This window comes from Variovorax sp. NFACC27 (assembly GCF_048301545.1).
GTDB classification, from domain to species: domain Bacteria; phylum Pseudomonadota; class Gammaproteobacteria; order Burkholderiales; family Burkholderiaceae_C; genus Variovorax; species Variovorax gossypii.
Genome location: NZ_CP157613.1, coordinates 2,706,906 through 2,731,488, shown reverse-complemented (window position 1 = coordinate 2,731,488; position 24,583 = coordinate 2,706,906). Strand labels below are relative to the sequence as shown.

The window sequence follows — 24,583 nt, the reverse complement described above, 5'->3', positions numbered from 1 at the left end:
GGCGCAGGGACGCCGAGTATCAGATCGGCTTGGTCAGGTAAACCGCCTCGCGCCCCACGATCGCGCGCTGCGCCGGCATGAAGATCGTGCAGTCGTCGCACAGCGCGCGAATCTCTTCGTCGCCATTGGTCGCGATCAGCTCGCCCTTGGCGAAGGTCTCGAAGCCGATCAGCGGGCGCACGAAGGCGAAGTCGGGCGACCTGATGACGAAGGTCTGCAGCAGCTGGAAACGCCGCTGCGGCTCGGCCGGCGGGGTGGCCGGGTCCTTGTCGACGAGGCCGAAGTAGGCGAGGAAGTCGTAGGTGACGGCGGTGGCCAGGTCGGAGGCCGAGCGCAGGAAATGCTGGCCGCACTCGACCACCATCGCCACGCCCTTGCCGTCGGGGCCGCCGTGGCTGCCGTACTGGATGAGCGGCGTGCCCGAGCCCAGGCCGTCGGGCATCACGAGGTGCACCGAGGGGCGGCCGATGGCCAGCGCGACCTTGGCGTTGCGCTCGAAGCCCGGGTACACCCAGAAAGGCACGACGGGCTGGCTGGTCGAGTGGATGTCGAGGATGTGGTCTGCCGCCTCGACCACCGGGCGCAGGATGCGCGCGCGGCTGAGTTCGGGGCTGTCCTCGGTGCCGTCGAGCCATTCGGGCGACCAGATGCGGTTGAGGTTGTGCACGAGCTGCCGGCTGTCGAAGGGCAGTGCCTCGTTGAAGGATTCGTACGCGGCCACGTTGGCGAAGCTCACGGTGAGCGTGCCGATCTTCGGGCGCACATTGTTGTCGAGCAGGTGCGTGGCGGCCGTCATGCCGCAGATCTCGTTGCCGTGCGTGAGCGCGTTGATCAGCACGTGCGGGCCGGGCTTGCCGGACTCGAAGCGGTGCACGTAGTCGACGCCCACGTTGCCCTTGCGGTAGGCGGAAAGATCGCGCGGGAGGACTTCGAGGGCGGGGGGAGCTTGGGTCATGGGGCGAATGGTTGAAGCGAAGCGACCGGCAAGTTTGCTACAGGGCGCGCGTTCGCGCCCGCCCGCGCGGCAACACCGGCGCGCGACGCTCAACCTTCACCCCGGGCCGGCTACCGGATCTGCTGGTAGTCCACCGGCACCCAGACGTAGCCCTTGCCCTCGGCCCGCACGTGGCCCAGCCCCGGGAACGGCAGGTGCGCGCTGCCCACCAGGTAGCGGCCCTTGGCCGCATCGGCGTACGCCTTCTTGCGCTCGGCCGCCGCCGGCTTGGAGTCGACGTCGAAGGAAATGGTGATCTGCGGCTGCGCGAACTGCACCGCGGCCACGTGCATCAGGTCGCCCCACAACACCAGCTTCTGGCCCTTGGACTCGACGACGTAGATGTTGTGGCCGGGCGTGTGGCCGTGGGCGGGCACGGCCCTGATGCCGGGCGCCAGCTCGGTGCCGCCCTTCATGCCCTTGAACTTGCCGGCTTCCACGTAGGGGTTCAGCGAGGCCATCGCGCCCTGGAAGAAGCCCTTCATCTCGGCCGAGGCCTTCTCCAGGTTGACCTTGTTCAGCCAGAAGTCGGCGTCTTCCTGTCCGGCGTGGATGGTGGCGTTGGGGAACACCAGCTTGCCGTCCTGCACCAGGCCACCGACGTGGTCGCCGTGCATGTGGGTGATGAGCACGTCGTCGACCTGGTCGGGCTGGTAGCCCGCTGCCTTGAGGTTGGCCTGCAGGTTGCCGAGCGTGGGGCCGAAGAGGCCGCCGGCGCCGGTGTCGACCAGCACGAGCTTGCTGCCGGTGTTGATGAGGTAGCCGTTCACCGAAGTGGGCACGGCGTCCTTCTCGAAGCCCCGGTCGAGCAGCTTGCCGACCTGTTCCTGGGTGGTGTTGGTGAGCAGCTTCTTGGGTTCGAGGTCGAGGGTGCCGTCGAAGAGCGCCGTCACCTCGAAGTCGCCGAGCATCATGCGGTAGAAGCCCGGCGCCTGGGTCTTGACCTGCGGCGCGCCGGCCAGCGCCGTGGAAGAAAACGAAAGCATCAGCAGGCTGCCGGCCAGCGCGGCGATGCCCTGGCGCAGCCAGCGAGCGGGTGTTGTTGTCATGGTTCGGCTCCTCGGTGGTTTGAAGGGGCGCCGAGAATAGCCGAGGCAGGCCGGCCCTGCTGGGCGCCTGCCTACCAGTTGACCTCACGCTCCGGCGTGGCCGAGATGTGGTGGATCGACAGGTCGGCGCCGTCGTATTCCTCCTCCTGCGACAGCCGCAGTCCCGCCACCGCCTTCAGCGCGCCGTACACCGCCGCACCGGCCAGCGCCGCCCAGGCCACGCCCATGACGGTGCCGATGAGCTGCGCCCACACGTTCACGCCGCCGATGCCGCCCAGCGCCTGCGTGCCGAAGATGCCGGCCGCGATGCCGCCCCAGGTGCCGCACAGGCCGTGCAACGGCCACACGCCCAGCACGTCGTCGATCTTCCATTTGTTCTGCGTGAGCGTGAACAGCTTGACGAAGATGCCGCCCGCCACGCCGCCCACCACCAGCGCGCCCAGCGGGTGCATCAGGTCGGAGCCGGCGCACACGGCCACGAGGCCGGCGAGCGGGCCGTTGTAGACGAAGCCGGGGTCGTTCTTGCCCATGGCCAGCGCCACCAGCGTGCCGCCAACCATCGCCATCAGCGAGTTGACGGCTACCAGGCCGGAGATCTTGTCGATGCTCTGCGCGCTCATCACGTTGAAGCCGAACCAGCCCACGCACAGCACCCAGGCGCCGAGCGCGAGAAAAGGAATGTTCGACGGCGGATGCGCGCTCAGCGAGCCGTCGCCCCTGTAGCGGTTGCGCCGCGCGCCCAGCAGCACCACCGCCGGCAGCGCCAGCCAGCCGCCCACCGCGTGCACCACCACCGAGCCCGCGAAGTCGTGGAACTCGTGGCCGGTGAGCGAGGCGATCCATTCCTGGATGCCGAAGTGCTTGTTCCAGGCGATGCCCTCGAAGAGCGGATAGACGAAGCCGACGATCACCGCCGTGGCGATCAGCTGCGGCCAGAACTTGGCGCGCTCGGCGATGCCGCCCGAGATGATGGCCGGAATGGCCGCGGCGAAGGTCAGCAGGAAGAAGAACTTCACGAGCTCGTAGCCGCTCTTTGCCGACAGTTCGGTGGCGCTCACGAAGAAATGCGTGCCGTAGGCCACGCCGTAGCCCACCAGGAAATACACGATGGTCGAGACCGAGAAGTCGACCAGGATCTTCACCAGCGCATTGACCTGGTTCTTCTTGCGCACGGTGCCCAGTTCGAGAAAGGCAAAGCCGGCGTGCATGGCCAGGACCATGATGGCGCCGAGAAGGATGAACAGCGCATCTGCGCCCTGTTTGAGTGCGTCCATTGGAGCTTCTTGCGGATTTTTGGTTTGAATTGGTGCGCCGCACCCGAATCAACCAGTGCGGCCGGCCAATGAAGCAAAAATGGTGCCAAAAAGCTCTCTGATGGTGCGAAATGAACCAATAGCGGGCCAATCACGGCCCGTCACGCACCGGATCAGGCCGCGCCGATGCCCGTGCGCAGGGCGTCCCGGTAGCGGCGGCTGCACGGCACGGTGGTGCCGTCGTGCATGTGCAGCCGGGCGTCGCCGCCGTCCAGCGGCTCGATTTCCTTGATGCGCCCCAGGTTCACCGCATGGCTGCGGTGCACGCGCGCGAAGAGCGCGGGGTCGAGCTGGGTCAGGAAGTCGGTCAGCGTGGAGCGCAGCAGGTAGTCGTGGCCGTTGACGTGCAGGCCGACGTAGTTGCCCTCGGCCTGGAGCCAGTCGATGTCGGTGGCGGCGATGAGGAATTCGCGGCGCAGCTTGCGCACCAGGAAGCGCTCGGGGCGCGCGGGCGGCGGTGGTGGTGATGGCGGCGGCTGGGGTGTTTCCGGCACCGGGGGTTCGAAACCCACCGGTTCCGCCAAAGCCGGAGCCGGGGCCGGAGGCGGCATCGCCACGCCCTCCTCCGGCGCGTCGAGCACCCGCGCCTCGCCCTGCAGGCGCAGCAGGAACAGCCGGTAGGCCCAGATGCCGAAGACGATGCTCACGTACCCCCGCACGTCCTTCAGGTACTCGTAGCTCCACTGGCCGGCCCAGCCCCAGAAGTCGTAGCGCTCCCCCGCCATGGCATAGACCAGCGCCCGCAGCCCGAACATGCCGACCACGTGGGCTACGCTGAACACCACGCTCGCCACCAGGTGCAAGCCCAGGAAGCGCGGCAGATGGGTGCGCGCCAGCGGCGACAGCCGGCGCTCGACGGCCGCCAGCACGGGCACCAGCAGCAGCAACACCAGGTGGCTCGACCCTTCCCAGGTCGCGACCTCCCAGTTGGGCCGGGGCACGGCCCGGGTGCGCATGTCGACGATCGCCACCATCGTGCTGAACACGGCGTGAAGGCTCATCAGCACGATCCAGAAAGCCACCTCCAGCGGCCGGCGGATCGGTGCGTAGCGCTCGTACAGATTCTTGCGGGGGTCTCCCATGCGGGGAATTCTCGCGAAAACAGGCCCCCGGGCCGGCTTTTTCGCCCCGGATTTCGTCCCCGCAGGCCACCGCTCGTCACAAAGCCGGGGCGATCCGTCCCCTGGCCGCGCCATGCGGAGGCGGCCGGGCCGAGCATGGCGGCCTTCCCGCTTCGAGGAACCGTTCATGACCGCCGACCCCACCCCGCCCGACCACCGCCGCCACGACATCGACGCCCTGCGCGCGCTGGCCTTCCTCTTCGTCATCCTCTATCACGTGGGCATGTACTACGTGGCCGACTGGCCCTGGCACCTCAAGAGCCCGCACGCGGCCGAGTGGCTGCAATGGCCGATGCGCGTCCTGAACCTGTGGCGCATGGACCTGGTCTTCCTGATCTCGGGCGTGTCGCTCGGCTTCCTGAGCCGGGGCCAGGGCACCTGGGGCCTGCTGCGCAGCCGGAGCCTGCGGCTGATGCTGCCGCTCGCCTTCGGCATGGCGGTGGTCGTGCCCTACCAGGCCTACGCGCAGGGCGTGGCCAACGGGCTGGTCGCGCCAGGCTTCGGTGCCTTCCTGCTGCGCTACCTGTCGATGGCCCAGCCCTGGCCGAAGCATGCCTTCGACGGCGCGGAGTTCGGCATCACCTGGAACCACCTCTGGTACCTGCCCTACCTTTTCACCTACACGGCGCTGGTCGCGCTGACGCTGCCGCTGTGGAAATCCGCCGCCGGCCAATGGGTGCGCCGCACCTTCAACGGCCTGCGCGGCTGGAAGCTGCTGCTGTTGCCGGTGGTGCCGCTGCTGATCTTCACGATGCTGCTGGCCTCACGCTTTCCGGCCACGCACAACCTGGTGCGCGACTTCCACCTGCACAGCCTCTACTTCACGATGTTCCTCTACGGCTACTGGATGGGCGTCGACACCGGCGTGTGGAAGGAACTGGAGCGGCTGCGCCGCGTGTCGCTCGCGCTGGCGGTCGCGGTGATCGCCACCTTCATCGCGCTGCGCGCAGGCGTGAAGGCCCCGCCCTCCGGCCCGCTGATGGACACCCTGCGCGTGCTCTACCTCTGGCTGGCCGTCGCGACCATCCTCGGCCACGGCCATCGCTACCTGAACCGCCCGTGGCCCTGGCTGCGCTGGGCCAACGAGTCGGTGTACCCGTGGTACGTGCTGCACCAGACGCTGATCATCGTCGGCGTGAGCCTGCTGGCGCCGCTCGCGCTCGGCCCGGTGATCGAGCCCGCGCTGCTGGTGGCGCTGACGCTGCTCGGCTGCTGGCTGCTGACGGACGGGCTGATCCGCCGCACCAACCTGCTGCGTCCGCTCTTCGGGCTGAAGCTCAGGCGGCGGCCGCTGGCTTCTTCGGCGCCGAAGCAGGCTCTTCGACCGGAACAAGGATTGCGTTCCCCGTCGCCACGAGCTTGAGCGCATCGGCACCCTCGCCGTCACCCTGCGCATAGAGCTCGGCCACCGCGAACACCTGCTTGCGCCCCGCCTTCACGACCCGCCCGCGCGCCACGAACGCGCGGCCGATGGCGGGCGAGATGCAGTTCACCGAGAAATGCGATGCCAGCACGCGGCCCGCCACGGTGGCGGCCGCGTAGCCGCTCACGGTGTCGAGCATCGCGCCGATCATTCCGGCATGCAGGAAGCCGGCGTACTGGCCCATGTCCTCCTCGCGCCAGTTCATGCGCAGTTCCGCTTCGCCGTTGGCGGCGCTCGTGACTTCGAAGCCGGCCCAGCGGTTGAAGGCGGCGGTCTTGTTGATGGCCTGGATGGTGTCGAGCATGGCTGTGTGTCCTTGTCCTGGGTTGGTGGAAAGACGATGCGGCCACTCTATGAAGCACGCCCGGCATCCGCCGTCGCGCGTGCGACCGGAAACGCCGCGGCGGTTGCATTGGCGACAGCGCCGCCGGGCTGCGTGAAATTTTCTTGACGATGCCTTAACCCCGATCGCCGGGGCCGTCCGTATGAGCTGGGGTCATTCATCACTTCCGCTCCAAAGGCACCCCATGAAAGCATCGACTTCCGCCCTCCTCCGCGCCACTGCCGGCGCCGCCGTCCTGCTGGTCCTGAGCCTCAGCGCCCAGGGGCAGGCGGCAACGCCGCAGGCCCCGGCGGCCGACTCGCGCATCACGCAGGTCAAGGTCTACCCCGGCAGCGCCACGGTGGAGCGCGTGGCCCGCGTCGCGGCCGGCGCGCGATCGGTCACCTTCGCCTGCCTGCCGGCGGGCCTCGACGTGCAGAGCCTGCAGGTGTCGGCCGATGCCTCGGTGCGCATCGGCGAGACCTCGGTGCTCAGCGAGCAGCGCGAACTCTCCGCACGATGCTCGACCAGCCCGCTCGACGGCCGCATCCGCGAACTCGAAGACCAGAAGGCCGCCCTGCAGGCGGAGACCGACGCGCTCGGCATGGTCACCGGCTACCTCAAGGGGCTGGCAGGCGGCAGCGATGCCACTTCAGGCGCTCGCGCACCGATGGACGCGCGCAACCTCGCTGCGATGACCGAGGCAATGCGCCGCGCGGGGCAGGACTCGCTGCTCAAGCAGCACCAGATCCAGCGCAGGCAGGCAGAAATCGACCGCCAGCTCAACCCGTTGCTGGCCGAGCGCACGCGCACCCAGGGCAACGGCGGCCAGGTGACGGCCGTGACTGTGACGCTGGCCGCGGGCGCCGATGCCGACGTGAAGCTCAGCTACCAGGTCAACGGCCCGGGCTGGACGCCCACCTACCGCGCGCTGCTCGACACCACCACGCGCAAGGTGCGCATCGAGCGCCAGGCCCTGGTGGCGCAGGCCACCGGCGAGGACTGGCGCGGCGTGAAGCTGGTGCTTTCCACCGGCCAGCCGCGCCGCGAGACCACCGGCCGCCTGCCCACGGCATGGCGTATCGGCATCGAGCCGCCGCCGCGTCCGGCAGCCGAGATGGCCTACCCCGCCGCGCCTGCAGCGGCCATGGCGCCATCGCCCATCATGGCCAGCAAGTCCATGGACAGCCGCGAGCGCCGGGCGGAGCCGCTGTTCGACGTGAGCGTGTTCGACAACAGCTTCGCCACCGAGTTTTCGGTGCCGCAGGCCATCGACGTGCCCTCCAACGGCCAGCGCGTGACCATGGCGCTGGGCCAGCACGAAGACACGGCCAAGCTCGCCGCGCGCACCAGCCCGCGCGTGGACGCCAGCGCCTTCCTCGTCGCCGAACTCGACCAGCCCGCCGGCGTGTGGCCCGCCGGCCCCATGCAGCTCTACCGCGACGGCGCCTTCGTGGGCAGCGGCCGGTGGAACGCGCCGAGCGATGCGCGCCTGACACTGTCCTTCGGCCGCGACGAACTGGTTCGCGTGCAGGCCGAGCCCGAGCGCGACAACCAGGGCACCGGCGGCTTCGCCGGCTCGCGCGCCGAGCGCAAGGTGCAGCGCGCCTACGTGGTCGAGAACCGCCACCGCACGCCGGTCACGGTGCAGGTGCTCGAGGCCGCCCCGGTGTCCGTCGACGAGAAGGTGCGCGTGGCTTCGGAGTTCTCGCCGCAGCCCGCCGAGCTGGCCTGGAACAAGCAGCCCGGCCTGGCCATGTGGCAGCTCGACCTGGCGGCCGGCCAGACCGCGCGGGTGACGGCCGACTACACCATCGGCTATCCGAAGGACGCGCGCCTGCAGATGCGCTGAGCGGGCACTTTCAGAAGCTCAGAAGTCGAACTTGGCCGATAGCTCGAAGGTACGCCGCGGCGCCAGCAGCACCTGACTGGTCGCGCGGCCGGCCCAAGTGGCGTAGAGCTTGTCGGTCAGGTTGCGCACGCGGAAGCTCAGCAGCACGTTCTGCAAGCGGTAGCTCACCGCCGCATCGAGCGTGGTGAAGCCGTTGATGCGGATCTGGTTGGCGTTGTCGGTGTACATGCGGCCCGTGTGGTTGAGCGAGGCGAAGTACTCGAACTTCGACCCGTCGGGCCGATAGGTGGCGAACAGGTTGGCCACACGCTCGGGCACGTTGGGCGGCGTCTTGCCCACGCGCGAGACGCCGCCGGCCTCGATCAGCGTGTCGTAGCGCGCGTCGAGCGCGGCGAGGTTGCCGGCCAGCGTCCATTCGCGCGTCGGCCGCCACACGGTCGAGAGCTCGATGCCGCGCGAGGACTGGCGCCCGTTGTTCACGGTGTTGCGGGCGTCGTTGGGGTCCCGCGAGAGCACGTTGTCGAGCGCGATCTTGTAGGCGGCGGCCGTCCACTCCAGGTTCGCCTCGGGAATGCTCTGCTTGAAACCCACCTCGGCCTGCTTGCCGCGCGACATCGGAAAAGTCGCGTTCGACGCCGACAGAAGGAACAGCGAATTCACCGGCAGCGTGGCGTTGGTGTACTGCGCATACACGCTCGACTGCGGCGTGATGTCGTACACCGCGCCGATGCGGCCCGAGGTCGAACGGTAGCTGGCGCCGAAGCGCGTGTAGCTGCCCAGGTTCAGGTCGGCGATGCCGCGCTCGACCTCGGTGCGGTCGTGGCGCAGGCCGCCCACCAGCGTGAGGTTGCGCAGCGGCTTCAGGGCGTCTTCCACGAAGACCGAGCTCACCTTCACGTTCGCGCTCGTGTTGGTGCGGTTGCCGGCGCCCGTGCTGAGCGCGGGGTTCTCATTGAACGGCGCGAGGTACGGGTCGAACACCGGCACGCGCAGCAGACTGGCTGTGGCGGCACTGCTGTCGGAGAAGCGGCGCTGGCTGCCGAAGCGCGTCTCGCTGTATTCGCCACCGACGACGAAGCGGTTGTCCATGCCGCCGAGCGTGCCCTTGTGGGTGGCGTCGAAGCGGTTCAGCCAGAAGTCCTGGTCGTGCGTGATCAGCGTCTGGTCGCGCGCGATGTTGGCCGGCGCCACGAACACCGCGCTCTCGGAGTTGCGGAACACGCGGTTCGCCCTGTTGGCCGAGAACTCGTTGCGCCACGACCAGCCGCCGTCGAGCTGGCCCGTGAGGCGCGCGCGCAGCCAGTAGGTTTCCGACGAATTCCTGTCGTCGGGCACGTTGTAGTTGTTGCGGATCAGGCGCCGGTCGATCACGCGGCCGTCGGGCGTGCTGACCACGTTCGTCGGCTGCGTGGCGAAGCTCGCCGGCACCAGCGGTGTGCCCCAATAGGCCTGGTTGTCGTCGCGCAGGTAGTCGAAGGAAAGGTCCAGTTTCACCGAGCCGCCGAAGTCGACCATCAGGCCGCTGGTGAAGTGGTCGATGCGCTCGCCGTTGCGGGCGATGGTGCCGACCTTCGTGTCGTTGCGGCTGTAGTCCAGCCGGTAGGCGCTCGCGTCGCCCAGCGCGCCGCCGAAGCCGAAGGCAGCGCGGGTGGAGCCGTAGCTGCCGTACGAAAGCAACGCCTCCTTGTTCGGGTTGCTGCGGTCGGGCCGCTTGGTCACGAAGTTGACGACGCCGCCGATGGCGCCCTCGCCGTCGATCACCGAGGCCGGGCCCTTCAGCACCTCGATGCGCTCGTAGTTCCAGGTGTCCTGCACGCGGTTGGTCACGCCCGCGCCGGAGCTGCGCACGCCGTCGTAAAGGTACTGCAGGCTGGTGAAGCCGCGCGTGGACAGCGTGGTCGGCGACGACGGCGGACCGCCGCCGGTGAGACCCGTCATGCCGCGCAGCGCCTCGCTGAAGGTGCGCGCGCCGCGCTGCTGGATGGCGTCCTGCGTGAGGATCTCGACCGAGGCCGGCGTCTCGCGCACCGAAAGCCCCAGGCGCGAGGCGGTGCCGCTCGATTCGCCCAGATGCAGGCTGTTGGCATCGCGGCTGCCCTCGACGGTGACGGTGCCGAGCTCCGCGCCCTCCTGCGCGTACGAAGCCTGGAATGCGGTGACGGCGGCCGCCGCCATGGCCGTGCGGATGAACATGGTCATTGGATTGCTTGCTCTGAATTGCAATGAGGAAAGAAAACCGGGGCGCGGCTACGCGACCGAGAAGCGGCGCAGGCGCCACGCGGCCAGGCCGAACAGCAGCAGGCTCGGCACCAGCAGCTGCAGCACGGCGAGCGCGGCCTGTCCGCGCACGAGGCTGGCGGGCTCTTCCTGCCAGGCGAACGCGGGAATGCGATCGAAGTCGGAGGGCGAGAGCGCGTCGCGCGAGTCGATGCGCGCGAAGAAGAAGCGCTTCCATGCCTCGTGGTAGGCGACGGTCTGCGCTTCGAAGCGCGCCTGCCGACGCGTGCCAGTGCCGGCCAGCGCGGTCATGCCCTCGTAGGCCACGGCCGCCGGAGACACCGCGCTGAAGCGGCCCAGCAGCGCCTGCTGCCCGGCCTGCTGCGCGTCGAAGCGGTCGAGCTCGGGCCTGATGGCCTCGTCGACTTCCTTCTCGATCAGGTAGTTGCCCAGCAACCGGCCGGCGATCTCGATCTTGCCCTCGCGCGGCACGAGGATCGCACCGCGGCCGACGTGCTGGTAGTCGGTGCTCATCAGGTCGGCGTGGCGCTTCATCGCCTCGGCGGTCACGATGCGCTGGCGCGTGGCCAGCTCGGTGCGCGAAGGCGCGGGGCTGGCCTGCGTCACGGCCAGGTTCAGCAGCACCGGCGCCACCAGCACGAGCAGCACCCAGGCGATGACCAGCACCATCGCGTTCGTCGCCGATGAGGCACCGAAGGCATTGACCGCCACCACCAGCGCGAACCAGAAGAGCGCGTACGCCCCCACCAGCAGCGCCCACCACCACAGCGTGGCGCCGGGCGAGCCGGCCAGGCCCGCCTGCCGCGCCACCAGCAGCACGGCCACCGGCAGCAGCACAGCGGGGGCCAGCAGCACCGCCGCGCGCACCGTGAGCTTGCCCGCGAGCAGCGTGCGCAGGCGCAGCGGCTGCGACAGCAGCAGGCGCAGCGTGCCGTTCTCGCGCTCGGCCGACAGCAGGTTGTAGCCGAGCGCGAAGATCAGCAGCGGCAACAGGTAGACGATGACGAAAGCCAGGTCGAAGTGCCCGCTCAGCAGATGCCATGGGCTCTCGATGTCGCTCGGGTTCATGAACACCACGCGGCTCTGGCCGGTGACCTTGAACTGGCTCGGGAACAGGTCGCTCTGCCCCAGCGCGACCGGCCCCAGCGGCGCGGTCGGCAGGATCGCGTGATGGCCGCCGTAGCCGCTGGCCATGCGCGACGGGTCGGCCGGGTTCTCGAAGGGCGTGGGCTGCGCGGTGCCGGCGAGGATGTTCTCCAGCAGCACGCGCTGCGCCGCGCGGGCGTCATGGTCGGCCCGGGCGACTGCCGCCTGCGCGCGGTCGCGGCTCGCGGTCTGCAGCAGCCCGTTGCCGAGGGCATAGGCCACCAGCAGCAGGAACAGCGCGCCGACGGCCCACAGGGTGCGCTCGGCGAGCATCAGGCGCCATTCCTGGCGCATCACGGACAGAAGCCGGCGGCCCTGCGGTGGATCGATGGGGAGTGTCATGGTCGTTGTCATGCCTTGCCTGCTTCAGAGCGCGCGCTGGCGCGAGGCGGCGAAGGCGGCAAAGGCCGCCGCCAGCAGCAGGCCGGCGCACAGCACCGCGAAGCTGCGCACCTGGTGGCGCAACGCCCAGCCCGCGTGCGGCAGGTGGTAGTCGAAGGGCGGCACGGTCGCCCACAGGTCGGGCGCGGCCTGGTAGGCGAAATGGCGGTCGCCCAGCGGATCGGCGTGCGCCACGAGGTCTTCGCTCATCAGGTCCTGGATGCGGCGGCGATGCAGTTCGGCCGCGGTGGTGAAGCTGCGGTGGTGCGCGAAGTCGGTGCCCGCCATGCCCATCGAGAAGCTGCGCACGGCGAGGATGGGCAGCAGCAGGCCGCTCCATTCCTGCACCGCCTGCTGCCGCTCCCAGGTGTCCCACAGGCGGCCGTAGTGGCGGTCGTACACGGGGTACGAGGCCTGGTCGTCCAGGCGCAGCGCGATGCCCCACTTGCTCAACGGCACGTCGCGGCCCCAGCGCTCGGTGGAGCCGAAGTTCTTCTTCCAGACGCCGTCGGACACCGTCTTGAGCTCGGCCCCGAGCGCCTGGTTGAACTCCAGCCGCGTCGGGCTCGGAAACCACGCGCGCGACAGCTCCGACAGCACGCGCGGCGCCATCACCGCCTGCGCGATCCACAGCGCCAGCAGCAGCGTGATCGCCATGCGCGAGGTCGACGAGAGGGCCGACACGCCGAGCACCACGAACACGAAGATGCCCAGGTACACGGCATAGCCGAGCGACCAGGCGCCCAGCCGGATCAGAGCGTCCAGCCGCTCGCCCTCTCCCGCGCCGGCGGCCACCGCCACCGCGGCGATAAGCGCGGCCGGCACCAGCAGCGCAGCCAGCGAGCCGGCCAGCGCGAGTGCCTTGCCGCCCAGCAGCCGCAGCGGCGGCACGCCCAGGCTCAGCGTCTGCCGCAGGATGCCCTGTTCGCGCTCGCCCGCGAAGGCGTTGAAGCCCAGCACGATCACCAGCAGGGGCCCGAGCACCTGCAGGATCCAGCCGACCGAGAGATTGCCGAAGCGCTGCAGGCCGGTCGCGTCCTGCGCGGCGTTGAACTTCACTTCGCTCTGGCGGTGCGCCTGCAGCCACACGGTGCTGCCGATGAAGGGATTGATGCCCGCGTCGATCATCGACAGCGCCGCCTCGGGCTTGAAGGCATGCATGCCCTGGTGCGCGGCGTCGTGCGGATGGCGGCGGTCCTGCCGCAGCCAGTCGCGGTAGTCCATGGCCTGCGCGGTGCGCTGCTCGGCCTGCGCGGCGCGCTGGTGCGCCCAGCCCACGGCCAGCGCGGTGAGCAGCAGCACGGCGACCAGTCCGCCGGCCCAGTAGAGGCGCCCGTCGCGCAGGCGCTCGAGGAATTCGCGGCGTGCGATCCAGCTCGTCAGCATGTCAGGCCCTCATGTGCTGCAAGTAAAGGGACTGCAGATCGGTCTTCGCGATCTGCGCCTCGCCGTCCAGGCTCTCGACGAGCCGGCCGCGCTTCATGATCCCGACGCGCGTGGCGGTCTGCTGCGCGTGGAACAGGTCGTGCGTGGTGGTGAGCACGGCCACGCCGCTGTCGGCCGCACTGCGCAACAGGCCCGAGAACTCGCTGGCCGCCTGCGGATCGAGCCCCGAGGTGGGCTCGTCGAGCAGCAGCGCCTTGGCCTGCTTGGCCAGCGCCACCGCGATCCACACCTTCTGGCGCATGCCCTTCGAATACGCGGACACGCGCTTGTCGGCCGCGGCATGGTCGAGCCCCACCTGCGTCATCAGCTCCAGCAGTCGTTCGCGCGGCAGCTCGCGGCCCAGCGCCAGGCCGGCGAAGAAGCGTAGGTTCTCCAGCCCCGAGAGCGGCCCGTACAGCGTGACCTGCTCGGGGATGTAGGCCACGTGCTGCTTGGTGGCCACCGGGTGGCGCACGACGTCGATGCCGTTGATTTCGACCGTGCCGGAACTCGGCTCGACGAAGTTCAGGAACAGGTTGATGGTCGTGGTCTTGCCGGCGCCGTTCGCGCCCAGCAGGCAGTAGATGTCGCCGGCGCGGATGTCGAGGTCGAGGCGGTCGAGCGCGGTGTGCGCGCCGTACTGCTTGGTGAGGCCGATGGCTCGGAGCATGGAAGGGACCCGGTATGAGAAGAAAAAAACGACGAGCGCAGCCGCGCGCCGGCGCATGCGCGCCGAAGCGGTCGTTCAGTGATTGGGAAGCCCGCGGCGCCGGCGATTCAGCCGGGGCGCCGACAAGCGCGTGTGCTCAGCGCTTGTGCCTGTTCTTCGCGCCGCCCTGGCGGGCCTTGAAGCGCGGATTGGACTTGCAGATGACGTAGGTGCGGCCGCGCCGCGTCACCACCTGGCAGTCGCGGTGGCGTTTCTTTGCTTCTTTGAGCGAGGACAGGACTTGCATGGTCGGGATCGGAACCAGAGGATTCGGACCCGCGACTATACGTTATTGAGAATTCATTCTCAATAAATCGAAAGCCGGATGAAAGGCGGCCGGTCAGTGCGCCTTGCCTGCACGCCCCTTGTCGGACGTTGACGCGCCGGCGCACGACGCGCACACGCCGTGCAGCGTCACTTCGTGGCTCTTCACCTGAAAGCCCTTCGGTACCAGGTCGTCCATCGGCCCGGGGCACGAGTGCAGCAGGTACACCTGCCCGCAACTAGAGCAATGGAAGTAGTGATGGTGGTGGTCGGCGTGCTTGGCGCCGTGGCCAGGCTTTCCATGCGCCTCGGGCTTGCACGCCACCTCGTAGCGGGCGGGCTCGCCGGGCAGCTCGACCTTGGCGATCTCGCCGTCCGCCAGCAGCAGCGAGACCTGGCGGTAGACGGTCGAGAGGCTGATCTCGGGAACGATCTCTCGCGCGTGCGCCAGGATCTGGGGAGCGGTGAGGACGCGGCCTGCGTCGCTGAAGGCGGAGAAGACGGCGTTGCGTTGACGCGTGAGACGTTGCATCTGGATTCTGGAGCTGGCTTCGGGGCTGGCTTTGCGGGCGACCGGTCAGCCGATGGTGCGGACCACGTTCCCCTGCGGGTCCCTGATTGTCGTCTTCTGCACCTTCCAGTGCACGGCGCCAAAACCCCGTACCTCGTAGGTACCGGCGACCGGCTTCAGCGTGCGGGCCAGTTCGCGCACGGTGGCGTCGCTCAGTCGCATCACGAGCCTGTCGTCTTCCTCGGAAACGCTGTCGGTCTCGCCATGCTCGAAGACCAGTGCCTTCTCGCGGCTCGCGAAGTGGAAGTCGCGCCCGAAAGGCAGCCGCAGCGGCAGCAGCGCGACCAGCTCGTCGACCTGCCGCGCGCCGAGGGTGATCTCGGTGACGGGCGAGCGCAGCAGCCGCTTGCTCGTCTCCCAGCCGAGCACTTCGGTGAAGAGAAAACCACTGGACGATCCGTCGCGCGCCGCGCCCTCCTCCACGCGCCGGCGAACTTCGGCGTCGTCGAGCAGCGAGGGCCTGGCGAGGTCGGTCACCCACAGCGGCATCGCGGGCAGCAGCGCTTCGAGCAGCTTGCGCGTATCCCATTGCTTGCCGGCGCGCTCCTCGTCTTCCGTGAGGCCGACGACCTGGATGAAGCTCATGCGGCCGTTCGGCGTGTCGATGGCCGGCAGCTCGGGATCGAACACGAAGCCCATCGAGCGGATCAGCGTCTCTTGCTCGAGCGCGATGGGGCCGTTGGCGGTCATCCAGTGACCGTCGTCGAACACGTTGCCGCTCTTGAACACGTAGCGCGCGAGGTTCTGCAGGAAGTTGACGGCCCATGCGGGCGGGTCTTCGTCGTCCGGCTCGCAGGCCAGGCGGAAGCTCAGCTCGAAGCCGTAGCCGCTGGTTTCGGCATCGTTCGATTCCTTGGTGTAGAGCTCGCTGAGCCCGTAGCTCAGGTAGTGCCAGTGCGGCACCGGCTCCATGCGCTTCCACACGCTCACGCCGTCGAGCGGGTCGGGCCCGCCGAGCATCCACTTGATGACCGTGGCGTAGTGCTTCGGCTCCTGGCCCGGGTAGACGCGCTCCAGCGCGGCCGTGATGGCGTCCCAGCCCGGCGAGAGATCTTCGTCGTCGTCGGCGTCCCGGCCTTGCGCTGCTTCGGTCATGTCGCTCCTTGCGCTCCTTGCGATATCGATGGCGGCAAGCCTACACCGGCCCCGGCCGCCCTCAGGCAGATGTCAGGCCCGCATGGCATCCTCGTGCGCCGAACAGACAGAGATAGACAGCTTTTTCAGTGGAGAGAACAACGTGAGATGGTTCCATCGGCGGGATGCGCTGGTACTTTCTGCCGCATGCGCCGCCACCGCCCTGCTGGCCGCGTCGGGCTGCGGGCAATCGCAGGACGCGCCCGCGGCCGCCCCGGCGACGCCGCCGCCCCAGCCGGGCAGCATAGAGATCACGCAGGCGGACATCGACTGGTTCCGCCGCAGCCATGCCGAGTGGGTCGGCTGCGAATCCGGCGCGCCCGCCATCGTGCCGCCCGACATGACGCTCGAGCAGTTCGGCGACGTGCTCGACGGCGGCAGCTCGCCGGTCTTCGACCGCTTCGTGAACGTGGCGGCCGCCTTCTTCCTGCACGCGAACTTCGTGGCCGGGCACTACGCCTTCGAGCCGCCCTTCGAGCAGCGCACGGCCTTCGACGTGACGGCCGAGCACATCCGCCTGCTGCAGCACGCCAACTGGAACAGCTTCGTGATCGACTGCAAGCGCCCCTACGGCGACTTCACGCACTTCGAGATCGACATGGCCGACATCCTGGGCCTGCCGATCACGAAGGACGCGAAGGGCCTCGCGCAGATCGGCAAGGACGCTGAAAAGCGCATGAACGCCCTGCACGCCGACGTCCTGCCCACGCTGCAGGCGTACATCCGCTTCGCGCGACTCAACCCGGGGCGCTACGTGGTGCCCGGACGCGGCATTGCGCAGACGCGCGGGAGGCCGCTGTGCAGGCCGGTGTCGGCCACGCGGCTGGCGATGTATCAGCGTGCGCTGCAGGCGGCCGGCCCGCGCTCAGACTCGCGCCGGGTCGCGGCGCTCGACGAGGCCGCGGCGGCGCTGTTCGCGCTGGATTGAACCGCCGCCCTGCGAACAGGGCGCCGAGCGCGAGGCCGAGGCGTCATCGGGCTCGGCAGGCATCTCCGGCTGCCTCAGGCGTCCTGCCCGGACGCGGCCTCGGGCTTCGGCTTGCCCTTCTGCTTGCGCGCGGCCTTCTTCGCGGCGCGTTCGGCGTCCGCACGCTGGCCCTCGGCCAGCCACACGGCGAACTCCTCGGGCGTCTCGAGCGTGATTCGCCCGAGGTTGCCGGCGCGGAACTCGTGCATCACGATCTCCGCCGCCTTCTGCAGGTTGACGCGGCCCTTGCCCAGCAGCGCGCCGCGCTTGCGGCCGATGGTGTCGAGCAGGGCCTCATCCTTCATGCCGGCCATGGTCTCGGCGTCGAGTTCCACGAGCTTGAAGCGCGCGGCGATGCCGGCGGCGTAGTTCGACTTGAGGTAGCCGAGCAGCTCGAGCGCAACCTCTTCCTCGTCGAAGGCGTTGCGCCCCACCGCGCCGCTGGCCGCGAGGTTGTAGCCGCTCCTGGGCACGATGATGCGCGGCCACAGCATGCCGGGCGTGTCCCACAGGTAGAAGTCGTCGGCCAGCGTGATGCGCTGCTCCAGCTTGGTGATGCCGGCCTCGTCGCCGGTCTTGGCCTTGCGGCTGCCGGTGAGCGTGTTGATGAGGGTGGACTTGCCCACGTTGGGAATGCCGCAGATCAGCACCCTCATCGGCTTGGCCAGGCCGCCGCGGTTGGGCGAGAGCTCGTGGCAGGCCTTCACGATCTGCTGGGCCGGGGTGGTCTGGCTCGCGTCCAGGGGGATGGCGCGGGTGGCCGGCAGCGCGTTGTAGTACGCCAGCCAGAGTGCGGTGCGCTCGGGGTCGGCCAGGTCCTGCTTGTTGAGTACCTTCAGCGTGGGCCGGCCGGCCGTGAGCTCGGCCAGCATCGGATTGGCGCTGGAGCCGGGCAGCCGCGCGTCGAGCAGCTCGATGACCACGTCGATGTCCTTCACCCGCTCGGTGATGGCCTTCTGGGTCGAATACATGTGACCGGGGAACCACTGGATCGCCATCGTGGGCTCTTCTTTCTTTCGCGCTGTCTCTGCCTGTGAATGGGGCGGCCCGCGGGGGCCGGTGCGCATTGTGAACCGGGAACCTGAACGGGAGCTTGTTGCTACGCTTTCCATAGCTGCAGGCGGGCATTCTGCCTTCGCTTTCGGGTTGTTCGCTCCTAGAATCCCTTCGCTGCCAACCGGCACCGGTGCGGCAGTTACTCCAACAACTCCGAGGGAAATCCATGTTCAAGCGCCTTGCCGCTGCCGCCCTGCTGGCAGCCACCGTCGTGCCCGCGTTCGTCACCGTCGCCCACGCCCAGCGGCCCTCCCCGCCGCCCGGCCCGCTGGTCAGCGGCTTCCTGTGCTGCAACATGCGCACCTACGGCGACTCGATCAGCGACATCAACTACGACGAGCAAGGCACGAGCATCGTGGCGGTGGGCACTCCGGCGCGCGTCACGACCTACGACTTCCGCTGGTTCGGCGTGGAGCTCGGCGGCAAGCAGCAGCGCATCAAGAACGACTACAGCCGCAACATCCCGCTGCCCACCTTCGCGCAGCGCTACGTCGTGACCCAGGACCCGAAGCAGAAGCTCGCGACCTTCCCCGCTCCGGTGCGCGACGCCATCCTCGCCGGCAAGGTGATGACCGGCATGACGCGCGAGCAGGTGCTGATGGCCATCGCCTATCCGGTGGCCAGCGAGAACCCCAGCCTCGACGCGCCCGTGTGGCGCTACTGGCGCGACAGCTGGTCGGAGTTCCAAGTGCAGTTCGACGAGAAGGGCCTCGTGAAGGCGGTGGTGGGCGACGCCGTGGCGCTGAGCCGCGTGTTCGTCGCGACTTCGGCTGCGCAGCCTTAAGTTCTCGCGCATTGCGCGTGTCTTGCACACACGCGCATTCCCTTAGAGTTTTTTGCGCCGCGCGGTCATTCATCGCCCCTATGATTTGACCGAGTGCGGCGCCCGAGCGTCGGTCGAATCGAAACCCTTTGATGGAGTTGCCAACGATGAAACCCGTCTCCGAACTGCTCAAGCGCCATGATTCCGCGGCATGGCGCACCTCCCCCGACACCAGCGTGTTCGACGCGCTTTCCATCCTGGCGCGCTTCGAGGTGGGCGCGCTGATGGTGATGGACGGCGAAAGGCTGGTGGGCTTCCTCTCCGAGCGCGACTACACCCGCAAGGTCGCGCTGCAGGGCAAGAACTCGAAGGAAGTGAAGGTGCGCGAGATCATGACGCCCGACGTGATGACCGTCACCCCCCAGACCCGCACGCGCGCCTGCATGGCGCTCATGAGTCAGCGCAAGTTCCGCCACCTGCCGGTGGTCGACGGCGACAAGGTGGTCGGCATGATCTCCATCCAGGACCTGATGGACGACATCATCACGGACCAGGAAGCCACCATCGAGCAGCTGACCACCTACATCCAGAGCTGAGCCGGTCCGCGCCATCGCAGACCCTGCCCGGCGCGCGGGTAGGGAATAGACCTACGCACCCTCCGGCGCCTCATGGCGCACAGTGGGCTTTCGTTCATCCATCCAGCGGGGACACTGAATGCAGATACAGGTCAACACGAGCAACGGCATCACCAACAAGGACGCGCTGGAGCGTTGGGCCGATGCGGAGATCAAGCAGAACCTGAGCCGTTTCGTCGACGACGTGACGCGCGTCGAGGTACACCTGAGCGACGAGAACCACGACAAGGCCGGCAGCGGCGACAAGTGCTGCGTGATGGAGGCGCGCCTGGCGCACCACCAACCGCTCGCGGTGACGCAGCACGCGGCCAGCCTCGACGAGGCCTTCCGGGGCGCGTCGGACAAGCTGAAGCGCCTGATCGAGAACACGCTGGGGCGGCTTCACAACCACCGGGACCGGGGCTCGATCCGCACCGATCCGAACTTCATCGCCGAGTAGCGCCACGCCCGCGCCTGGCGGGCACGGCGGAGGGCTCCGCGGCAATGAGCGGCGGACGGTGGCCGCTGGTCATCCACTCGTCGTAGAAGTCGATCTTGCGATCGACGAGCGACAGCGCCCTCTTCCACTCGGCAATGGTCTGGTTCACGCGCTCGCGGTGCGCCGCGAGCATGTCGCGCCGCTCGCGCAGCGTGACCTTGCCCTGCAGCGCGAGCGCGGTGTATTCGCGCATCTCGGCGATCGACATGCCGGTGCGGCGCAGCCGCTCCATCAGGTCGAGCCAGCCCACGTGAAGCTCGACGTACAGCCGCCGGCCGCCCTCGTCGCGCGCCACGCCGGGCACGAGGCCCTGCGTCTCGTACCAGCGGATGGCGTGCACGGTGCGGCCGGTGCGCGCAGCCAGCTCGCCGATGTGGAAGGGAGTCCCTCTTTCAGCCGGCATGGACGACGGCCGGAGGCAGCAGCGCCTCCTGCACCAGCGCGGTGTCGAAGTATTCGGTCAGCTCTTTCACCTTGCCTCCTTCGAGTCGGTAGACGTAGCAATAGCGGTTGTTGTAGCGCTTGCCGGCCTTGGTGGGCACGTCGCCGCTGAAGAGCACCACCACCCGGTCGCCCTCGGCGATGACGCGTTCGGTCCTGCTCCTGTAGGGCGCGGCGAACTGGGCGAAGAGCGGGTCGAGCAGCTCCTCGCGGATCGCCTTCTTGCCCCGGTAGGTGCGCGACCACGCCGTGCTGCCCTCGAGCTTCCAGCTCGCGTCGTCGGCAAGGCTGTCGACGAAGGCCCGGCCGTTGCCCTTGTCCAGCTCGTCGTGGATGTGCTGGACCAGGGCCTTGTTCTCGATCGTGTTCATGGCTTGATTTCCTCTTGTTGAATGAACCGGATACCCGGTGAATTCATTGGAAATGCTCGAGTGCGCTCTAGGTCAAGCGCGCCATGAACACGGTGCCGGACTGGTCCGGTGGTCAGCCCCGCTTCGCGTTCGCCATGCCCTTGGCGACTTCGTTCGCGCCCTGTGCCGCGCCGCTTTGCGGCACCGCCTCGCCTTCGCGGTCGGTCACCTCCGACAGGCGCGCCGCGAGCTGCTCGGGCGTGTCGGCCTCGATGCCCAGCCAGGCACCCTGCGTCAGCGTGATGTGCGCGGCCTCGAAGGTGCCGGCGCCCGCGCAGAGGACGGTGCGGTTGGGCGCGTCCTGCGCGGCCAGCACCAGCATGGCGGGCACCACGGCCTCGGGGCGGAAGGCCTCGAGCATTTCCTTGGGGAACAGGTCCTCGGTCATGCGCGTGGCCGCGGTGGGCGCCAGGCAGTTCACGCGGATGTCGTTCTTCGCACCCTCGATGCTCAGCGTCTGCATCAGGCCCACCAGCGCCAGCTTGGCCGCGCCGTAGTTGCTCTGGCCGAAGTTGCCGTACAGGCCCGTGGACGAGGTGGTCATCACGATGCGGCCGTACTTCTGCTCGTTCATGAGCGCCCAGACGGCCTTGGTGCAGTTCACGGCGCCCATCAGGTGCACGTCGACCACCAGCTTGAAGTCGGCGAGGTCCATCTTGGCGAAGCTCTTGTCGCGCAGGATGCCGGCGTTGTTGACGAGGATGTCGACGCGGCCCCAGGCATCGACCGCCTCCTTGACCATGGCCTGCACCGCCTCGAAGTCGGTGACCGAGGCGCCGTTGGCAATGGCCTCGCCGCCGGCAGCCTTGATCTCGTCGACCACCGCCTGCGCGGCGCTCACCGAACCGCCGGAGCCGTCGCGCGCGCCGCCCAGGTCGTTGACCACCACCTTCGCGCCGCGCGCCGCCAGTGCCAGCGCATGCTGGCGGCCCAGGCCGCCGCCCGCGCCGGTCACGATGGCCACGCGGCCCTTGAAATCGAGGTTGCTGCTGCCGTTGCTCATGTCTCTGTGTCGCCTTCCATGGGAGTTGCCGTTGTTCGTTGCCGTGCCGGGGGGCTTCCCCGGCGGTCGGCAGCGTGGCGTTTTACCCCAGAAAGCGGCCGCGAGGCAGCCCGCGCGCGACTGCCCCAGTCGCCAGCGCGTCAGGAAAGGAGTCAGGCGGCAACCGCCGCGCGGCTGCGCGGCATGCCCAGGCGCGCGGGCGAGACGTACTGCTCGCGGTAGATCTCGAAGGGCATGGTGTCGGCCGCCTCGATGCGCTTCTGCTCCTGGATGGACTCGGCCGTCATCTGCTCGAACTCCGCCTGCTGCGCCGCCGAGAACGGCAGGCCCAGCAGCGTGGCGCGGGTCTGCTCGGAGCGGGCACGCACGAAGCCGATGAAGGAGTTGCCGTGCTCCTTCTCGATGGCCGCGAGAACGCGCGCCGAAGGCAGGCTGTCGGGGTCCTGCAGCGCGGCCCTGGCGGCGCGCACCGCATCGGCATGCGCCGTGCCGCTGCCCTGCGCCGCGTCGAGCGCGGCGGCGATGGGCAGGCACTGCTCGACCAGCTCCAGGCCCCAGTCGGCCAGCGTCACCTCGGCGCCGTTGCGCCGCAGCTTCAGGCCCGGCTCGCGGCCGCGCGCGGCGGTGAGGTGCTGGTTCTGCGCGAGGTCGGCGATTTCCTGCGGCGTGTCGTCGGGGCTGTCGCTCAGCAGGCAGTGCAGCAGGAACACGTCGATGAAGCGCATGGTCTGCGCGTTGATGCCGACGGTCTCGAAGGGGTCGAGGTCCATCAGGCGCACTTCGACGTATTCCACGCCGCGCTCGCGCAGCGCATGCAGCGGGCGCTCGCCGGGGTTGATCACGCGCTTGGGGCGGATGGTGCCGTAGAACTCGTTCTCGATCTGCAGCAGGCTGGTGCCGAGCTGGTTGTAGTCGCCACCGAGGTTGCGGATGCCGATGGCCTCGTACGCCGGCCACGGGCGCGTGAGCGCGTCCTGCAGCGAGGCGCCGTAGCCCTCGAGGCTGTTGTAGCTCACGGCCAGCGAGGCCTGCGCGTCGCTCTGGTAGCCCAGGCGGCCCATGCGCAGCGAGGTGCCGTGCGGCATGAACATGCTGCCGTCGCCCAGCGGCTGCAGCTCGTGCGGGCGGCCCGCCACGAAGCTCGAACACAGCGCCGGCGAGGCGCCGAACAGGTACAGCAGCAGGAAGGCCTGGCGGCGGAAGTTGCGGATGAGCGCGAAATACTGTTCGCTCGACACATCGGGCAGCGACCAGTTGTAGTGAATGCCCGAGATGGTCTGCATGCGTCGACCATAGCGGTGGCTCAGGCCCATGCGGTAGACGCTCTTGGCGCGCCCCACGTTCGAGGAGCCGTAGCGGCCGATCGGAATGGTCTCGTCGGTGGGCAGGCCGCAGGGCATGCTCGACACCCAGAGGCGCTCGTCGCCCAGTCCGTCGAGCACGCGGCAGGTGAACTGGTGAACCCGCGTGAGTTCCTCGATCGCCGAATCGACGTCCGCGTGCACGCCCGTGATGAGTTCGAGCTGCGATTCGCTGAAGTCGGTGGTGATGTGCGGATGCGTGAGCGCGGAGCCCAGCGCGAGCGGATGCGGCGTCAGCGCGAGCTTGCCGTCCGGCAGCGCGCGCAGGCTTTCCTTCTCGATTCCGCGTCGCATGCCCTTCAGTCGTGCGGCTGAAAGTGCACCCAACCTCTCCTGCAATCTGTTGCTCATATTGTTATGACCCATCAATCTTCTGAGGGGCAGGAAGGTAGCACGGGCAAGCGGGCACTGCTCGTGCAGGGAATCCCGGGGCTGGCTACCCTGTTGCGCGCTATGTTTTTGATAGCTGCCGGCATTCCGGATCCCGCTCAGGCCCTGGAGCGGCCCGCCGACAGGTCGATCTCTTCCGACCGGTACACATGGATTTCCGGCGTGCCCTCGGCCATGGCCGAGAGCGCCTTGGCGAAGGCGCGCGAGGCGTCCACCCGGAAGTGCGCCTGCAGCGCGTCCATGTCGCTCCAGCGCTCCACGAAGGTCAGGCGCAGCGGCTCCTGCACGTCCGTCGACACCTCGTGCGAGATGCAGCCGGGCTCGGCGCGCGAACGCAGCACGTGCTCGGTGCTGATGGCGAGCATGGCCTGCAGGGTGTCCGGCTTGGCCAGCGCGTGTCCGATGACGAGGATCATTTTGCGGCTCCTTCGTGCGAGCGTTGATTCAGGTTCAGCCGAGCACCCGCAGGAGGAAGCGGTTCAGGTCGGCGACTTCTTCCATGCACACCGAGTGCGCCATGGTGTATTCGTGCCATTCGACGGCATAGCCCAGCGTGCCGAGCGCCTCGCGCGTGCGCACGGCCGCCGCATAGGGGACCACCGGGTCCTGCCGGCCGTGGGCGAGAAAAACGGGCGTCTCGTGGTTGGCCGCATGCCGCTCGGCCGCGGTGGTGGCCGCGATCGGCAGGTAACCCGAGAGGCCGACGATGCCGGCCAGCCGCTCGGTGTGGCGCAGGCCCGTCATCAGGGCCATCGCGCAGCCTTGCGAGAAGCCGGCCACCACGATGCGGTCGGCGGCGATGCCGCGGGCCTTCTCGCCTGCGATCACGGCCTCGACGGTCGCCTGCGAGCGGCGCAGGCCGGCTTCGTCTTCCTCAGCCTCGAGGTCGGGCACGACGATGTCGTACCAGGCAGGCATCTGGTAGCCGCCGTTGATGGTCACCGGCATGACAGGCGCATTGGGGAACACGAAGCGCACTGGCCCCACGGCCGAGAGGTCGAGCTCGCCGGCGATGGGCACGAAATCGTTGCCGTCGGCGCCGAGGCCGTGCATCACAATCACCGTGGCGGTGGGGTTGGGGGCGGTTTCGATCTCGATGGGAGGACGGGACATGGTCGGGCGAAGGTATTCGGGAAC

Annotated in this window: 25 protein-coding genes; 6 read left to right on the top strand and 19 right to left on the bottom strand. The window is 68.8% G+C overall.

Annotated elements, in window-relative coordinates; genetic code table 11:
- Positions 1 to 19: 19 nt before the first annotated feature.
- From ABL840_RS12775 to ABL840_RS12760, 4 genes are all read right to left on the bottom strand, one after another.
- Positions 20 to 955 carry a succinylglutamate desuccinylase/aspartoacylase domain-containing protein gene (locus tag ABL840_RS12775; protein WP_093300819.1) on the bottom strand — a complete coding sequence of 312 codons (936 nt, stop codon included), beginning with the start codon at positions 953 to 955 and terminating at the stop codon, positions 20 to 22.
- 110 nt (positions 956 to 1,065) lie between these two features.
- Positions 1,066 to 2,043 carry an MBL fold metallo-hydrolase gene (locus ABL840_RS12770; RefSeq protein WP_093300820.1) on the bottom strand — a complete coding sequence of 326 codons (978 nt, stop codon included), beginning with the start codon at positions 2,041 to 2,043 and terminating at the stop codon, positions 1,066 to 1,068.
- A gap of 71 nt (positions 2,044 to 2,114) precedes the next feature.
- On the bottom strand, positions 2,115 to 3,317 hold the full coding sequence (locus ABL840_RS12765) for an ammonium transporter (RefSeq protein ID WP_093300822.1): 1,203 nt from the start codon (positions 3,315 to 3,317) through the stop codon (positions 2,115 to 2,117).
- Between the two features lie 152 nt (positions 3,318 to 3,469).
- Positions 3,470 to 4,438: a LytTR family DNA-binding domain-containing protein gene (locus ABL840_RS12760; protein ID WP_093300823.1), complete on the bottom strand. Its 969-nt coding sequence runs from the start codon at positions 4,436 to 4,438 to the stop codon at positions 3,470 to 3,472.
- A 166-nt stretch (positions 4,439 to 4,604) separates the two neighbouring features.
- Here ABL840_RS12760 and ABL840_RS12755 point away from each other — a divergent pair, with 166 nt between their 5' ends.
- Positions 4,605 to 5,840 (top strand): acyltransferase family protein, encoded by a 1,236-nt coding sequence (locus ABL840_RS12755; protein ID WP_093300824.1) that lies wholly within the window; start codon positions 4,605 to 4,607, stop codon positions 5,838 to 5,840.
- Here the strand turns inward: ABL840_RS12755 and ABL840_RS12750 are convergent.
- A complete protein-coding gene (locus ABL840_RS12750; RefSeq protein WP_093204435.1) occupies positions 5,755 to 6,204 on the bottom strand; it encodes a PaaI family thioesterase in 450 nt (149 codons plus the stop codon). The genes ABL840_RS12755 and ABL840_RS12750 overlap by 86 nt on opposite strands.
- A 223-nt stretch (positions 6,205 to 6,427) precedes the next feature.
- Here ABL840_RS12750 and ABL840_RS12745 point away from each other — a divergent pair, with 223 nt between their 5' ends.
- Positions 6,428 to 8,074, top strand: a complete 1,647-nt coding sequence (locus ABL840_RS12745; protein WP_093300826.1) for a DUF4139 domain-containing protein — start codon at positions 6,428 to 6,430, stop codon at positions 8,072 to 8,074.
- Between the two features lie 18 nt (positions 8,075 to 8,092).
- Here the strand turns inward: ABL840_RS12745 and ABL840_RS12740 are convergent, their stop codons facing one another.
- From ABL840_RS12740 to ABL840_RS12710, 7 genes are all read right to left on the bottom strand, one after another.
- Positions 8,093 to 10,273: a TonB-dependent receptor gene (locus ABL840_RS12740; protein ID WP_093300827.1), complete on the bottom strand. Its 2,181-nt coding sequence runs from the start codon at positions 10,271 to 10,273 to the stop codon at positions 8,093 to 8,095.
- Between the two features lie 48 nt (positions 10,274 to 10,321).
- A complete protein-coding gene (locus ABL840_RS12735) occupies positions 10,322 to 11,800 on the bottom strand; it encodes an ABC transporter permease subunit (RefSeq protein ID WP_093300829.1) in 1,479 nt (492 codons plus the stop codon).
- A 24-nt stretch (positions 11,801 to 11,824) separates the two neighbouring features.
- Positions 11,825 to 13,225, bottom strand: a complete 1,401-nt coding sequence (locus tag ABL840_RS12730; protein ID WP_176947435.1) for a DUF3526 domain-containing protein — start codon at positions 13,223 to 13,225, stop codon at positions 11,825 to 11,827.
- Position 13,226: 1 nt separating this feature from the next.
- The gene (locus tag ABL840_RS12725; protein ID WP_093204925.1) at positions 13,227 to 13,934 is read right to left on the bottom strand and encodes an ABC transporter ATP-binding protein; all 708 of its coding nucleotides are present in this window, start codon (positions 13,932 to 13,934) and stop codon (positions 13,227 to 13,229) included.
- A 136-nt stretch (positions 13,935 to 14,070) separates the two neighbouring features.
- Entirely contained in the window at positions 14,071 to 14,220 is a 150-nt protein-coding gene (gene ykgO / locus ABL840_RS12720; protein WP_019654976.1) for a type B 50S ribosomal protein L36, read from the bottom strand.
- Positions 14,221 to 14,313: 93 nt separating this feature from the next.
- Positions 14,314 to 14,769, bottom strand: a complete 456-nt coding sequence (locus tag ABL840_RS12715; protein WP_093204424.1) for a Fur family transcriptional regulator — start codon at positions 14,767 to 14,769, stop codon at positions 14,314 to 14,316.
- 45 nt (positions 14,770 to 14,814) lie between these two features.
- Positions 14,815 to 15,903: a suppressor of fused domain protein gene (locus ABL840_RS12710; protein ID WP_093300830.1), complete on the bottom strand. Its 1,089-nt coding sequence runs from the start codon at positions 15,901 to 15,903 to the stop codon at positions 14,815 to 14,817.
- A gap of 142 nt (positions 15,904 to 16,045) precedes the next feature.
- Between ABL840_RS12710 and ABL840_RS12705 the strand changes: the two genes are divergently transcribed.
- A complete protein-coding gene (locus ABL840_RS12705; RefSeq protein ID WP_093300832.1) occupies positions 16,046 to 16,870 on the top strand; it encodes a hypothetical protein in 825 nt (274 codons plus the stop codon).
- Positions 16,871 to 16,944: 74 nt separating this feature from the next.
- On the opposite strand, the gene ylqF is transcribed toward ABL840_RS12705, so the two are convergent.
- On the bottom strand, positions 16,945 to 17,907 hold the full coding sequence (gene ylqF / locus ABL840_RS12700; RefSeq protein ID WP_093300833.1) for a ribosome biogenesis GTPase YlqF: 963 nt from the start codon (positions 17,905 to 17,907) through the stop codon (positions 16,945 to 16,947).
- Positions 17,908 to 18,131: 224 nt separating this feature from the next.
- Here ylqF and ABL840_RS12695 point away from each other — a divergent pair, with 224 nt between their 5' ends.
- The 3 genes from ABL840_RS12695 (at position 18,132) to ABL840_RS12685 (ending at position 19,802) form a co-directional block, all read left to right on the top strand.
- Positions 18,132 to 18,749, top strand: coding sequence for a cell envelope protein SmpA (locus tag ABL840_RS12695; RefSeq protein WP_093300835.1), 618 nt, complete (start codon positions 18,132 to 18,134; stop codon positions 18,747 to 18,749).
- Positions 18,750 to 18,895: 146 nt separating this feature from the next.
- Positions 18,896 to 19,324, top strand: coding sequence for a CBS domain-containing protein (locus tag ABL840_RS12690; RefSeq protein WP_093300836.1), 429 nt, complete (start codon positions 18,896 to 18,898; stop codon positions 19,322 to 19,324).
- Positions 19,325 to 19,442: 118 nt separating this feature from the next.
- Positions 19,443 to 19,802, top strand: a complete 360-nt coding sequence (locus ABL840_RS12685; RefSeq protein ID WP_093204408.1) for an HPF/RaiA family ribosome-associated protein — start codon at positions 19,443 to 19,445, stop codon at positions 19,800 to 19,802.
- Here the strand turns inward: ABL840_RS12685 and ABL840_RS12680 are convergent.
- The 6 genes from ABL840_RS12680 to ABL840_RS12655 form a co-directional block, all read right to left on the bottom strand.
- Complete coding sequence (locus tag ABL840_RS12680) at positions 19,789 to 20,244, bottom strand: MerR family transcriptional regulator (RefSeq protein WP_093300838.1); 456 nt, start codon at positions 20,242 to 20,244, stop codon at positions 19,789 to 19,791. The genes ABL840_RS12685 and ABL840_RS12680 overlap by 14 nt on opposite strands.
- Entirely contained in the window at positions 20,234 to 20,653 is a 420-nt protein-coding gene (locus ABL840_RS12675; RefSeq protein WP_093300839.1) for a nuclear transport factor 2 family protein, read from the bottom strand. The genes ABL840_RS12680 and ABL840_RS12675 overlap by 11 nt, the downstream gene beginning before the upstream one ends.
- 112 nt (positions 20,654 to 20,765) lie before the next feature.
- A complete protein-coding gene (locus ABL840_RS12670; protein ID WP_093300841.1) occupies positions 20,766 to 21,695 on the bottom strand; it encodes an SDR family NAD(P)-dependent oxidoreductase in 930 nt (309 codons plus the stop codon).
- 152 nt (positions 21,696 to 21,847) lie between these two features.
- Positions 21,848 to 23,407 (bottom strand): glutamate--cysteine ligase, encoded by a 1,560-nt coding sequence (gene gshA, locus ABL840_RS12665; RefSeq protein WP_093300842.1) that lies wholly within the window; start codon positions 23,405 to 23,407, stop codon positions 21,848 to 21,850.
- Between the two features lie 137 nt (positions 23,408 to 23,544).
- Positions 23,545 to 23,862, bottom strand: a complete 318-nt coding sequence (locus ABL840_RS12660; RefSeq protein WP_093300844.1) for a putative quinol monooxygenase — start codon at positions 23,860 to 23,862, stop codon at positions 23,545 to 23,547.
- Positions 23,863 to 23,896: 34 nt separating this feature from the next.
- Positions 23,897 to 24,559 (bottom strand): alpha/beta hydrolase, encoded by a 663-nt coding sequence (locus ABL840_RS12655; protein ID WP_093300845.1) that lies wholly within the window; start codon positions 24,557 to 24,559, stop codon positions 23,897 to 23,899.
- Between the last annotated feature and the right edge of the window lie 24 nt (positions 24,560 to 24,583).

What these genes read in the sequence shown, in the direction of transcription:
- ABL840_RS12775 (WP_093300819.1), bottom strand. Translation starts at nt 955, where the DNA reads ATGACCCAAGCTCCCCCCGCCCTCGAAGTCCTCCCGCGCGATCTTTCC.
- ABL840_RS12770 (WP_093300820.1), bottom strand. Translation starts at nt 2,043, where the DNA reads ATGACAACAACACCCGCTCGCTGGCTGCGCCAGGGCATCGCCGCGCTG.
- ABL840_RS12765 (WP_093300822.1), bottom strand. Translation starts at nt 3,317, where the DNA reads ATGGACGCACTCAAACAGGGCGCAGATGCGCTGTTCATCCTTCTCGGC.
- ABL840_RS12760 (WP_093300823.1), bottom strand. Translation starts at nt 4,438, where the DNA reads ATGGGAGACCCCCGCAAGAATCTGTACGAGCGCTACGCACCGATCCGC.
- ABL840_RS12755 (WP_093300824.1), top strand. Translation starts at nt 4,605, where the DNA reads ATGACCGCCGACCCCACCCCGCCCGACCACCGCCGCCACGACATCGAC.
- ABL840_RS12750 (WP_093204435.1), bottom strand. Translation starts at nt 6,204, where the DNA reads ATGCTCGACACCATCCAGGCCATCAACAAGACCGCCGCCTTCAACCGC.
- ABL840_RS12745 (WP_093300826.1), top strand. Translation starts at nt 6,428, where the DNA reads ATGAAAGCATCGACTTCCGCCCTCCTCCGCGCCACTGCCGGCGCCGCC.
- ABL840_RS12740 (WP_093300827.1), bottom strand. Translation starts at nt 10,273, where the DNA reads ATGACCATGTTCATCCGCACGGCCATGGCGGCGGCCGCCGTCACCGCA.
- ABL840_RS12735 (WP_093300829.1), bottom strand. Translation starts at nt 11,800, where the DNA reads ATGACACTCCCCATCGATCCACCGCAGGGCCGCCGGCTTCTGTCCGTG.
- ABL840_RS12730 (WP_176947435.1), bottom strand. Translation starts at nt 13,225, where the DNA reads ATGCTGACGAGCTGGATCGCACGCCGCGAATTCCTCGAGCGCCTGCGC.
- ABL840_RS12725 (WP_093204925.1), bottom strand. Translation starts at nt 13,934, where the DNA reads ATGCTCCGAGCCATCGGCCTCACCAAGCAGTACGGCGCGCACACCGCG.
- ykgO (WP_019654976.1), bottom strand. Translation starts at nt 14,220, where the DNA reads ATGCAAGTCCTGTCCTCGCTCAAAGAAGCAAAGAAACGCCACCGCGAC.
- ABL840_RS12715 (WP_093204424.1), bottom strand. Translation starts at nt 14,769, where the DNA reads ATGCAACGTCTCACGCGTCAACGCAACGCCGTCTTCTCCGCCTTCAGC.
- ABL840_RS12710 (WP_093300830.1), bottom strand. Translation starts at nt 15,903, where the DNA reads ATGACCGAAGCAGCGCAAGGCCGGGACGCCGACGACGACGAAGATCTC.
- ylqF (WP_093300833.1), bottom strand. Translation starts at nt 17,907, where the DNA reads ATGGCGATCCAGTGGTTCCCCGGTCACATGTATTCGACCCAGAAGGCC.
- ABL840_RS12695 (WP_093300835.1), top strand. Translation starts at nt 18,132, where the DNA reads ATGTTCAAGCGCCTTGCCGCTGCCGCCCTGCTGGCAGCCACCGTCGTG.
- ABL840_RS12690 (WP_093300836.1), top strand. Translation starts at nt 18,896, where the DNA reads ATGAAACCCGTCTCCGAACTGCTCAAGCGCCATGATTCCGCGGCATGG.
- ABL840_RS12685 (WP_093204408.1), top strand. Translation starts at nt 19,443, where the DNA reads ATGCAGATACAGGTCAACACGAGCAACGGCATCACCAACAAGGACGCG.
- ABL840_RS12680 (WP_093300838.1), bottom strand. Translation starts at nt 20,244, where the DNA reads ATGCCGGCTGAAAGAGGGACTCCCTTCCACATCGGCGAGCTGGCTGCG.
- ABL840_RS12675 (WP_093300839.1), bottom strand. Translation starts at nt 20,653, where the DNA reads ATGAACACGATCGAGAACAAGGCCCTGGTCCAGCACATCCACGACGAG.
- ABL840_RS12670 (WP_093300841.1), bottom strand. Translation starts at nt 21,695, where the DNA reads ATGAGCAACGGCAGCAGCAACCTCGATTTCAAGGGCCGCGTGGCCATC.
- gshA (WP_093300842.1), bottom strand. Translation starts at nt 23,407, where the DNA reads ATGAGCAACAGATTGCAGGAGAGGTTGGGTGCACTTTCAGCCGCACGA.
- ABL840_RS12660 (WP_093300844.1), bottom strand. Translation starts at nt 23,862, where the DNA reads ATGATCCTCGTCATCGGACACGCGCTGGCCAAGCCGGACACCCTGCAG.
- ABL840_RS12655 (WP_093300845.1), bottom strand. Translation starts at nt 24,559, where the DNA reads ATGTCCCGTCCTCCCATCGAGATCGAAACCGCCCCCAACCCCACCGCC.